This window comes from Sphingobacterium yanglingense (genome assembly GCF_004363245.1).
Classification (GTDB): Bacteria; Bacteroidota; Bacteroidia; order Sphingobacteriales; family Sphingobacteriaceae; genus Sphingobacterium; species Sphingobacterium yanglingense.
The window spans coordinates 312,747-324,772 of sequence record NZ_SNYV01000014.1; the positions used below are offsets into that span (position 1 = coordinate 312,747).

Consider the following 12,026-nt stretch of genomic DNA (forward strand, 5'->3'; position numbering starts at 1 on the left):
ATAACGTATGAGTCAAGTTTCGGACGCTTCTTTTTCGGAAGAATTAGAGAAGCAGGGGATAGACGGTAGTCTAGTGTTGGGGCATCCATCGGGATTGTTTGTTTTGTTTTTTACAGAGATGTGGGAACGTTTTTCCTTCTATGGAATGCGTGTTTTATTGATAAACTTTCTGACAACTGCTATTATATCAGGTAGTCCTTTCTCTGGTTGGGGATGGGATCCTGTACAAGCAGGAGCTTTGTATGGTACTTATGCTATGCTATTGTACATTACACCGATATTTGGAGGTATATTGGCTGACAAGTTCTTGGGATATCGCTTTGCTGTGGTGATTGGAGCTGCGATTATGACGCTGGGCCATTTGTTTATGGCTTTTGATACCCCTCTTTTTCTTTATCTTGGATTAGGTGCTTTAGTTATAGGTACTGGTTTTTTTAAACCTAATATGACTTCTATACTTTCCGAGATGTATAAGAAATTCCCACAAAAGAAAGATGGTGCTTACACTATTTTCTATATGGGGGTGAATGCAGGAGCATTTTTCGGTATGATGCTTTGTGGTTATTTGGCGGAAAAGGTAGGCTGGCACTGGGGCTTTGGATTAGCGGGTATCTTTATGTTTTTGGGGACATTGCAGTTTTGGTTCGCTAAACCAATATTTGGTAAAGTTGGAGATCCACCATCAGCAGAGCAAAAGGAATCTGTCAAACAAGCAGCAGCTACTTCGGTAGATCCTGACGATAAACCGAATCCGTTTACTGCATTAGATACGATTTTAATTGTGGCGATGACCGTATTGGGCTTGGCTTATGCATTCAATGATCCTTTATCTAAAATTGCTGGATTGGATATTTTATCTGGTCTTCAATTGGGGGCCGTAGCAGGACAGAATGTTGCAATTATCGCTGCATTAGTTTTGTTTTTCTTTGTGGTTATATCACGATTGACTCGCTATACTAAGGTTGTAAGGCAACGAATGATAGCTGTGATTATATTTGCATTTTTTGTTATTTTCTTTTGGATGTCATTCGAACAAGGTGCATCGTCGCTGGTTATATTTGCCCGTGATAGTGTAGATCGGACTCTGGAAGGCAGCTCTTTGACGATTTTTAATATCGTGAACATGTTGTTGACCATTGTTCCTCTTGCTTTGATTACGTATGTGGTTGCCAAATTAACAAAGCAAACTTATGGTAAGGCCCCTCTTTCTAATATTGTACAGGCAGTCTGTTTTGCTGGGATATGGGGAATTGCTATTTGGATGTTGTATCGTGAGTTCACTGCAGAAGCTTCGGAGATTACGGTGTCTTGGTTCTCTATTATGAACTCTTTCTTTATTATTACGTTTGCTAACTCTATTTCTAAAATATGGGATTCAAAGTTCAATCCACCAGCTGCTGTTAAATACGGAATGGGACTAATCGTGATGGCAATTGGTTTCGGTCTATTGGCTTTTGGAGCACATGGCATTCAAGAAGGAGTAAAAGTATCTATGATTTGGCTTGTATTAGCTTATTTGTTCCACACACTGGGAGAGTTGTGTTTATCTCCGGTAGGTTTATCTTATGTGTCTAAGCTGGTTCCTGCTCGAATGATCGCTTTTATGTTCGGTATGTGGTACCTTGCGATTGCAATAGGTAATAAGCTTGCTGCTATTTTAGGTGGAGAGATTGAAAATATTACGAAGCAGTACTCGTTGAGCACTTTCTTCCTTATCTTTACGATAGTACCGATCGTGGCTGGTATACTTGTGATGTTATTACATCCTGTTTTGAAACGATTAATGCACGGAGTTAAATAAAAACAAAATGCCTTCCAACTGGAAGGCATTTTTATAATTAGTTATATTAGGTTATGTCAATAGAGACACAAAAATCACTGGAAGAAGTTCAAAATTTTGAAGGAAAATATCCCAAGCAAATATGGAGTTTGTTTTTTTCCGAAATGTGGGAACGCTTCTGCTTTTATGGAATGCGGGGAATGTTGGTTTTCTTTATGATTACCCAACTGAATTTTGGCGAGAAAGAAGCTAATCTACAATACGGAGCAACACAAGCTTTTGTTTACGCGTTTACCTTTATCGGTGGATTGTTTGCTGATAAGATTTTGGGGTTTCGAAAATCTTTATTCTGGGGCGGCTTATTGATGATTGTGGGAAGTGTGTTGTTGGCGATTGATACCCATGAATTTTTCTTTTTCGGTTTAGCATTTATTATAATCGGTACAGGCTTCTTTAAGCCTAATATTTCAACAATGGTTGGTGAGTTGTACCGGGATGGCGACCCTCGAAGAGATGCTGGTTTTTCGCTGTTCTATGCAGGGATTAATCTGGGAGCTTTTTTGGGAGGTTACATTTGTGTGGCCATTGGAAAAGGCTATATGTTGAGTTCTGTAATTGATGAGGCACATCGTTGGAATGTAGCATTTGGACTTGCAGCTATAGGAATGTTGATCAGTTTGATTAATTTTCATTTTACGAAGCGGCAGCTTGGCCCAATTGGGTTACAGCCAGGCCATCCTGATGCTATTGTAAAAACAAAAGCGCTTCCAAAGGTAGCCGAGTATGCAGTCTATATTGGTACGTTGCTATTGGTGCCATTGATTCAGGTGATGGTTTCTAAAACCGAGTATACAGATTATTTTATGTACATAATTGGCCCATTAACTTTGATTTATTTGTTTTATGAAATGAGCAAGGTTGAAAAGGAAGAAAGACATAAATTGATTGCTGCGCTTATTTTTATTTTGTTTTCTATTGTGTTTTGGGGAATATATGAACAGAGTGGAGGTTCGCTGAGTATATTTGCCGCTAAAAATCTAAATGATTCTGTATTGGGAGGAGCATTTCATTTGGATCCGAATGGTGTTAATAATTCTGGTGGAGCATTCTTTATTATTCTTTTAGCACCGTTATTTGGATTAATGTGGATTTGGTTGTCAAAGCGGAAATTAGAACCGAACACTATTATTAAATTCGGGTTGGGGTTCGTCTTCTTAGGTTTAGGTTTTTATGTCCTCTACGCTACCCGCTTTTTCGCAATTGAGGGAATTACTTCATTGGATATTTTTACCATCGCATTATTAGTAATTACCGTGGGCGAGTTATGTCTATCACCGATAGGCTTGTCTATCATGACCAAATTATCTCCAGCAAGGTTGCAAGGTATTATGATGGGGATGTGGTTTTTGGCAAGTGCCTATGGGCAGTATGTCGCTGGTCTTATAGGTGCGAATATGGCAGAAGCAAGAGAAGGTGATTCACTTATGGATAAGTTGATTACTTATACTGAGGGGTATAAGCAACTGGGATTATATTCACTAATCGCTGGAGCTATATTGATTGTATTGTCCCCATATATCAAAAAGCTGATGCATGGTGTCAATTAGCGTTTATTCAATCGCGATTTGAAGTTAAATTTGTTATTTTTGTGGCTTATACTTTTATCATATAGTGGCTGATAGTATCGTAATAATTCCTACTTACAACGAAATTGAGAATATTGAGAATATCATCAGGAAGGTGTTTTCTCTTGCGGTGGATTTTCATGTTTTAGTAGTTGATGATGGCTCTCCCGATGGCACAGCTGATGTAGTAAAGGCTTTGATGGTTGAGTTCCCTGGACGGCTTTTTATGGAAGAACGTCGTGGTAAATTAGGATTGGGTACAGCCTACATACACGGCTTTAGATGGTCTTTGGCACGCAGTTATACGTATATTTTCGAGATGGATGCTGATTTTAGCCACAATCCGGAGGATTTGATCAGATTACGTGAAGCGGCATTAAACGGAGCGGATATGGTAATTGGGTCTCGTTATGTGCGCGGTGTAAATGTGGTGAACTGGCCGATGAGTAGGGTTCTTATGTCTTATTTCGCATCGGTATATGTGCGCTTGATAACGCGGATCAATATTCAAGATGCGACAGCAGGATTTGTCTGTTTTAATCGTAAAGTGCTTGAAAAGATAGATTTGGATAAGATTAAATTTGTTGGGTACGCCTTTCAGATAGAAATGAAATTTAAAGCCATTCAATATGGCTTTAACGTCGTGGAGGTACCTATTATATTTACAGATAGAACATTAGGGGTCTCGAAAATGAGTACCAAAATTTTTCGGGAGGCTTTTTTTGGTGTTATTCAATTGAAGTTGGAAAGTCTTTTTAAACCTTATAAATAATGAACGAGAATCTAGATCCGAATCCTGAGAAGATGAATCCTACCGATAAGGACATGGAGCGGGTCTTGCGTCCGCAGGCATTTGATGATTTTACAGGGCAAGCTAAGATTCTAGAAAACTTATCGATATTCGTTCAGGCTGCTAAATTGAGAGGTGAAGCATTGGATCATGTCCTGTTGCATGGCCCTCCGGGATTGGGAAAGACTACGCTTTCTCATATCATTGCGAATGAGATGGGGGTAGGTATCAAGATTACTTCTGGGCCTGTTTTGGACAAACCAGGAGATTTGGCAGGACTCTTGACTAACCTGGATGAAGGAGATATTTTGTTTATTGATGAGATACATCGTCTATCGCCAATAGTGGAGGAGTACCTTTACTCTGCTATGGAAGATTTTAAAATTGACATCATGTTGGAGACCGGTCCGAATGCACGGTCTGTACAGATATCATTAAATCCCTTTACCCTGGTCGGGGCTACTACACGCTCTGGTCTATTGACAGCGCCTCTACGTGCGCGGTTTGGAATAAACTCTCGCCTGCAGTATTATGATGCCAAGCTTCTGACGACTATTGTACAGCGTTCTGCGGGTATATTGGATGCGGCTATCAGCGAAGAAGGTGCCTATGAAATCGCGAGACGTAGCCGCGGTACACCTCGTATTGCTAACGCGTTGTTAAGAAGAACCAGAGATTTTGCGCAGATTAAAGGAAATGGTAGTATCGATAAGGCAATTGCACAGTATGCACTAAACGCGCTTAATGTGGATGAACATGGGTTGGACGAAATGGATAATCGGATACTATCAACGATCATAGATAAGTTTAAGGGCGGGCCTGTCGGGTTGAAAACCATCGCTACCGCCGTAGGAGAAGATGAGGGGACAATAGAAGAGGTGTATGAACCATTTTTAATACAAGAAGGGTATATTATGCGAACGTCTCGAGGCAGGGAATGTACAGAAAGTGCTTATAAACATTTGGGAAAAAATCATTTTAATAAAGGAAATACCTTATTTTAGTGTTAAATAGGATTAATAATATGCTTAGAACTACACTCACGGCTCTTTTTATTTTAGGATTTTCAGCTATTAAAGCTCAGGAGGGTTGTCCAACACCATTTGGCGTGCAGAATGAAACGAAGCGCTATCATGTTGCTGCTGGGGTGGGGTTGACTCATCTGTATGGTGATATTGATAAAGCAGGAACGATGGGGAAAGCTTTCTTTCTGAAGGGCGACTATCAGGTAAAACGAGGCTTTTATGTCGGAGTGGAAGGTCAATTCGGTTCGTTGGAAGCAATGTCTTCACTTTTGGATTTTCGTGAAACGAAGAATAACTATATGGCCGGAGGTCTCATGCTTACATTTCATCCTTTTGAGTTCTTTTCTTCGGGAGGAGGTTTTGAGCATTCTGCATTAGATGTATTGAAAAACTCATTTTACGTGGGCGTAGGTATACTCGGAATCATGAATAATTATAAGGATAATGTATTTCGAGATGACAACTATTATGATGCAGACTATATGGGGAATGTTCCGCCAGGAAATTATGGACCAATAGACCATTATAACGAAAACGGCGTGCCAATTTTTAAAAAGAAAATTAACTCTTACACGATGCCTACTGCCAGTGTGGGCGTAGCGGTTCCTATCAATAGACGCTATTCCAAAACAGGGAGTTATTGGAGTGCTTTGGTCAATGCGCAGTTTAATTTTGCTAATAATGATTTGTTAGATGGTTATATGCCTTATGATGATCAGTTTAGAAGAATAGGCACTAAGAATGATATGTATACGATGTATTCTTTGGGAGCTAGGTATTCCTTTTAGCGACTTCTTTTATTTATTCTTTTTAAGATTTTTTGACCTCTGCTGGATAAAGCAGGGGTTTTGTTTTTTTCTAAGTCGAAGTCAATCTGTGTGCATAGTTCTTGTGCTAACCATTCGTATTTGGGTGTTAACGTAAATAGGATGTCATAGGCATTGCAACGCACGGCTATTGGACAATCTATTTCCGCTAAGATTTGAAATGTTTTCTCTAACAGTTGTTCTTCTTGTTCGTTGCTCAATAGTTTTGCATTCTTGCTACCGGCTTTGGTCAGTTCTATCGTTAGTTTGGTTATACTTCTCAATACGCTCCAGTTAGTACTCAATAGGTATAGATCTACAATCTGATCTTGATATTCGTGTAATAAGGATCTGGAGTCAAAGAGTATATGTTCTAAGGCCCATGCCGCTCGGAATGCAGCCCGTGGTACTGCTGTTGATGCGCTTATAAAGATTAGCTCCTCTATGGAGATTGACTTCAAAACAGTTGTTTTAAAGTCAGAAGCACTGTAGGTATACAGTGCTTCTGAAATAGTATTGAATCGTATTTTGTCCATTTGTAATTAACGTCTTATAGGACGCTCTTTATTGATTTCTGTCATGTCGACTTCGTTTATTTTAGACGAACCCAATAAGTGCTCGCTAAAATAGTCGGCCATTTTCCAAAAGAAGTATTCTGTCATATCTCCAAATGCATGCCGCTGTCCCGGTAATAACACAAAATCGAATCTTTTGTTTGCTTTGATTAGGGCTTCCACCATACGGATAGAATTGGCCGGGTGCACATTGTTATCAATGTCTCCCGTTACGATCAAGAGCTTGCCTTTTAGGTTCCGAGCCAATTCGGTGTTTTTTTCGATTTGATAATTAAAGGAAGTATCTCCTTTCGCTGAGACTTCTTCTTTGACACCGTGGTGACGCTCTGACCACCATCTGTTATAAATGTTGTTTTCATGATTCCCTGCACCAGATACTGCAACCTTAAAGAAGTCTGGATATACAAGCATCGCAGCAGTAGACATAAAACCACCACCAGAATGACCTGTAATACCAACTCTATCGATGTCGATGAAAGGGTGTTTATTTGCAAGCTGTTCAGCAACAACTTTTTTATCCTCAAGTCCATAATCTCTCAAATTGCCATAACCATAGGTGTGGTACCATTTTGAACGAGAGGGATGACCACCTCGATTTCCTACGGAAATAACAATGAAACCCATCTGTGCTAAGCGATCGATCCGATCCATGCCTCTACCAAAGCTTTTATTGACAGCTTCGGTCTGCGGTCCAGGATATACGTATTCAATAATAGGATAGGTCTTTGTAGAGTCGAAGTCAAATGGTTTGTACATGACGCCGTATAAATCGGTAATACCATCTCCCGCCTTGACTTTGAAAGGCTCTGGGAATTTATATCCTGTAGCGAAAAGCTGAGACAAATCTGCTTCTTCCAATTTCATTATTAATTGTCCTGAAGCACTGTATAGATTACTAATAGGCTTGGTATTGACGCGTGAGAAGTTGTCTACAATATAGTTACCGCTTTCACTTACTTCGACTTGGTGATCAAAATCTCCTGGAGTCAATAGTTTTGGAGTACCTCCGTTTTTGTTCACGGAGTAATAAAAAGTATAATATGGATCTATACCTTTTTCCTTGCCGTTGGCTTTGAAAAATAAACTACCTGTTGACTCCTGATAGGCGGTCAGTTCATCACAATGGAAATCTCCTTTTGTAATCTGATGTACCAGCTTGCCTTGTATGTCATATAGGTAAAAATGTCCCCAACCATCGCGTTGAGACCAATGTATGAATTGCTTACCATTGTTGATCAGTTTTGGAGCTTTGATATCTAAATAGACATTCGCACGCTCTTCTACTAGGATGCGTGTACTGCCATCGATATTTACTGCAATAACATCTATTTTTTTCAAATCACGACTTGAGCGAGCCATGTAGAATTCCTGATCGTTACCCAACCAATAGTTAATGTAGTGTTTACCTTTGAAACTAGCTTTTGTTCTTTCCTGTCCCCATAAGCTTAGTGTCTGGTTTTTAAAAGCGGCAATAGTTACTTGTTTAGGTTGGTGATTGTCGGTATTGAAAATGTATAATTCAGCTTCGGTAGAATCCTTTTCACCTGGCATTAAGTATTTGTATGTCTCTAATGTGGGCCGTTTGCCTCCAACATTGTTAATTACCCAAAGGTCAGAAATAGCGCGATTGTCTTTTCTGGAGACTACAAAGTGTTTGCCATTAGGCGACCAATTTAGCCAAACTCCTTTGCGTTTTTTTAGCTCTTCTTCCTGCGTCTTTTTATCTGCAGTGGTGGTACTGTATTGATCACCTCCCCAAGCATAGTACTGTACACCATCGGTAGTGATCTGATGTTCTACTATAGTGGAGTCTTTTTCATCTTTTGAGGCTTTAAGATAGTTGGCATAATCCATCCAATACAAGTTGTAGTTTTTAGCAAAGTAAACCCGACTTGTATCCGGATTAAAGCTAGCCCAGCTTGGTCTAGCCTTTTCTTTGGTCGTATCACTAATTTCTTTTAGTTCTTTGGATACGATATTGTATTCAAAATGAAAGTTTTTTCGCTTAATGGTGTCCTTTTTGTTCGTTTGCTTCTCGATCTCTTCTTTGCTCTTTACGGTATCCTTTGTGCTCTGTACCTCAAAACGAATAACGTTCTCGTTATCCATAAAACGTAGGTTTTCTAAGGCAAGATGCTGTGCATCGAAAGGGTTACGTACGATGGAAGTGACTTTTGCTGCCATTTCTGCATTATCAAAAAGGCTTGTTTTTTTTCGGGCAGCTGGTTCCACTAAGTACCAGTTCTTGCCGGCTGGTGTTGTATATTCATACCAAAATTTGTCACTGTAATTAATCCAATTTGGTTTTACATCAGTTGAAAAGATTAAATTTCTCAACTTACCAGGGGCATACTTAGCCGCTTGGGAGTAATTTGGCTTTACCGGTTTTTCTGCTTCTTGAGTATGTCCAAAGCGCACGCATAAGGCTAATAAACCTAATAGATAGTACTTCATGTCAAATGAAAATGTTAATAATTTAGAGAGCTAAATTATCCTTTTATTTAAGGAGAAACGATGGATAGCTGTAATATTTTTGATAGCTAGTAGAACTTTTCATTGAAGTTGACCAAGAAGAGTTCTCGTGTAGCTCGTGTAATGCCAGTATATAACCATCTCAAGAACTCGGTGTTCAACATTTCATCTGTCATATAGCCTTGATCGACGAAAACAAGAGGCCATTGCCCTCCCTGGGCTTTGTGACAGGTAATGGCGTATGCAAATTTGATTTGTAAAGCGTTGTAATAAGGGTCTTTTTTAATTGCTTCTAGTCGATCTTTCTTTTGTGCAATGTCAGCATAGTCTTTGGCTATGGATTCGTACAGCTGCTGCTGTTGTTCGTAAGGTAAGGATGGTGCATCTACATGAAGGCTGTCTAAATTGACGCGACAACGGATTGCATCGCCTTCATTGTTGTCCATAAATTCAAGATAGAGATCTGCAAATCGAAAACCATGCATCTCATGTATATTACCTACTTTTCGAATTACGGCCATATCACCGTTTGCGATAAAACCGGTGTGTTGTTCGTCATGTTGCTGTAACCAATAGTAATTGTTTTTGACGACCATAATACGGTCAGATCCGGTTATCTCTTCCTCGCGAAATAAGATCTGATTACGGATGTGTTTGTTGTAAAGATTGGCAGATTTATTCGAACGGCAGATAACCATACAGTTCTCGATATCAAATTTATCATATGCGTAGTGTAATCCCTCAATGAGTTTATCTCCGTTCATCCTAAAAATATCAGTGAAGCCTTTTGTTGCGAACTTTGGAAAAGTGTATTGCGGAGACTCTTCGTCAAGACGGATTTCGTTTCTGATTTTTGTAGCATTGAATAAAATACCAGACCCCTTTTCTTGTCGGACGACATCTGTCAGCTCGTAGGTATGTATGTCAAGACCAAATTCAGACTGCATAAATTCAGGGTTTAAAGCAGGGCTGTTACTCAATCCGACGGGTGGTAATTGAGCGCTGTCTCCTACGAATATCAAACAGCAGTTTTTGCCGGATTGCACATAGGATATCAAGTCACTTAGCAAACCGCTGGAGAATAAACTGAATCCTTCTGTTGTAATCATGGAAGCTTCGTCAACGATAAATAAGGTGTCTTCATGAAGGTTCTCGGCAAGCTCAAAATCCATCTGAAGTGAAGTGACATTACGTTTACGATATATTTTTTTGTGAATTGTTAAAGCATTTCTTCCTGAATAAGCCCCCATAACTTTGGCTGCACGTCCAGTAGGGGCAAGCAATACGCTTTTCTTTCGGATAGTGGGAAGGCTATTGACCAATGCACTTATTATTGTTGTTTTTCCGGTCCCGGCATAGCCTTTAAGGATGAAGCAGGAGGTATTGGAAAAAGTGTGAAGAAATTCGGATAAGAGAAGAAATACTTCCTTCTGCTGGTCTGTTGGAGCCCAAGCGAATTGTTGTAAAAGCAAATTGTTGATGAACACGTTCAAAGTTATCTAAAAAGGTTTGTCATTTCAATTGTAAAAGCTAATTTTGTTTGATTGGGCGATTTACCTTTATCTTATCACACATATGAATTATACAGCGGACGATTTTCATTTTCACTATGTAGCGACTTATTCACTTCTCATTCAGAGTGATTTTCAGCATGATCACCTTGTGGTAATGGATGAAGATAAGCAGGTGTTAATCTATATGACCTATGATAACCTAAATCCTAGTGCAGAGGCGATTAAGATATTGAGTTTGCCGTTCAAAAGGGTTTGTGTAAATCTTCCTCATCAAGACTTGATTTGGGTGCCTTCAGAGGTGTATCATGAGACGGAGAAGGGGTTGTATGTAGATTATTTTGCCGAAAGCGACATTAACCGGATTCTGTCTAAGGATATCGAAGTCTTAGGGGTTACTGCATTGTTTCAGTATGACCAATTATTATACAGTCGCTGGAAGAAAATTTTTGCTGAGGCAGACTTTGTACCTTATTTTGAAGTGGTCATAAATCAGGCTCAGAGTTATGTGCCCATCCAAGGAGAAGTTCTCGGCGTCCATTTATACGATGATCAAGCTGATATATTTTTGTTTGTAAACGGAGAGATGAGGTTATATAATACTTTTGAAATAGCTACTCCTGATGATCTTAGCTACTTTGTGCTGAATGTGTTTAAAAACTTTTCGATAAAAGACAAAGTTTCTAAAATATTACTCAGTGGAACATCGAGAGATTCTGAATGGTTTGAGCGGTTGAATAGATATGCGGAGTGGGTTGATATGATTCAACCAAAAGAGAAATGGATTACAAACAATAGTGAGGTGTCACAGCGTTTGGAAGAATTGAATGTTTTAGCAGATAGTGTATCATGCGTATAATTGGAGGGACATTGAAGGGGATTAGACTTAATCCTCCAACTAATTTGCCTGTTCGCCCTACTACTGATATTGCTAAAGAGGCGTTGTTCAATATTCTACAGCAATATGTTGAATGGGATGAGGTTAAATGCTTGGACTTATTTTGTGGAACAGGAAATATTTCATTCGAACTGGCGTCGCGAGGGGCAAAGGAGGTAGATGCAGTGGATATTCATAATAAATGCTTGTTGTATGTTCGTGAGGTAGCTACTAAATACAATTTAGATAAGATTCGTACACGAAAAGCTGATGTTCTCAAATTTGTACAGAGTTGTAAAGATTCGTTCGATTTTATTTTTGCTGATCCTCCTTACGATATCGGAGTGTTGCCTCAATTGGCAGAACTGATCATAACTAACGGTTTGTTGGCCCCTGGCGGTATCTTGGTGGTAGAGCATCCAACGATGCGTAAATTAGCAGCACATGATTACCATTTGGAAACTAGGACGTACGGAAATTCGTCGTTTAGCTTTTATAGACAACCTGATTTGGATATCAATGCTAGTGCTGGAAATATTGAATAAAAGATAGTATTTATTGTAGA

Annotated in this window: 10 protein-coding genes; 7 read left to right on the forward strand and 3 right to left on the reverse strand. The window is 39.4% G+C overall.

Annotation, left to right across the window (positions count from 1 at the left end):
• Positions 1-7: 7 nt before the first annotated feature.
• From CLV99_RS12525 to CLV99_RS12545, 5 genes are all read left to right on the forward strand, one after another.
• The gene (locus CLV99_RS12525; RefSeq protein ID WP_133584840.1) at positions 8-1,801 is read left to right on the forward strand and encodes a peptide MFS transporter; all 1,794 of its coding nucleotides are present in this window, start codon (positions 8-10) and stop codon (positions 1,799-1,801) included.
• Between the two features lie 53 nt (positions 1,802-1,854).
• Complete coding sequence (locus CLV99_RS12530; protein ID WP_133584841.1) at positions 1,855-3,387, forward strand: peptide MFS transporter; 1,533 nt, start codon at positions 1,855-1,857, stop codon at positions 3,385-3,387.
• A 64-nt stretch (positions 3,388-3,451) separates the two neighbouring features.
• Positions 3,452-4,177, forward strand: a complete 726-nt coding sequence (locus CLV99_RS12535) for a polyprenol monophosphomannose synthase (RefSeq protein WP_133584842.1) — start codon at positions 3,452-3,454, stop codon at positions 4,175-4,177.
• Positions 4,177-5,199: a Holliday junction branch migration DNA helicase RuvB gene (gene ruvB, locus CLV99_RS12540; protein WP_133584843.1), complete on the forward strand. Its 1,023-nt coding sequence runs from the start codon at positions 4,177-4,179 to the stop codon at positions 5,197-5,199. Before CLV99_RS12535 ends, ruvB begins: the two co-directional genes overlap by 1 nt.
• Positions 5,200-5,219: 20 nt before the next feature.
• On the forward strand, positions 5,220-6,008 hold the full coding sequence (locus CLV99_RS12545) for a hypothetical protein (RefSeq protein WP_133584844.1): 789 nt from the start codon (positions 5,220-5,222) through the stop codon (positions 6,006-6,008).
• Here CLV99_RS12545 and CLV99_RS12550 read toward each other — a convergent pair.
• From CLV99_RS12550 to CLV99_RS12560, 3 genes are all read right to left on the reverse strand, one after another.
• On the reverse strand, positions 6,005-6,562 hold the full coding sequence (locus CLV99_RS12550) for a hypothetical protein (RefSeq protein WP_133584845.1): 558 nt from the start codon (positions 6,560-6,562) through the stop codon (positions 6,005-6,007). The genes CLV99_RS12545 and CLV99_RS12550 overlap by 4 nt on opposite strands.
• Before the next feature lie 6 nt (positions 6,563-6,568).
• Complete coding sequence (locus CLV99_RS12555; RefSeq protein WP_133584846.1) at positions 6,569-9,055, reverse strand: S9 family peptidase; 2,487 nt, start codon at positions 9,053-9,055, stop codon at positions 6,569-6,571.
• Positions 9,056-9,141: 86 nt separating this feature from the next.
• On the reverse strand, positions 9,142-10,560 hold the full coding sequence (locus tag CLV99_RS12560) for an ATP-dependent DNA helicase (protein ID WP_133584847.1): 1,419 nt from the start codon (positions 10,558-10,560) through the stop codon (positions 9,142-9,144).
• Positions 10,561-10,648: 88 nt separating this feature from the next.
• On the opposite strand from CLV99_RS12560, the gene CLV99_RS12565 reads away from it, so the two are divergent.
• Complete coding sequence (locus tag CLV99_RS12565; protein WP_133584848.1) at positions 10,649-11,443, forward strand: DUF3822 family protein; 795 nt, start codon at positions 10,649-10,651, stop codon at positions 11,441-11,443.
• A complete protein-coding gene (locus CLV99_RS12570) occupies positions 11,434-12,006 on the forward strand; it encodes an RsmD family RNA methyltransferase (protein WP_133584849.1) in 573 nt (190 codons plus the stop codon). The genes CLV99_RS12565 and CLV99_RS12570 overlap by 10 nt, the downstream gene beginning before the upstream one ends.
• The last annotated feature ends 20 nt before the right edge of the window (positions 12,007-12,026 follow it).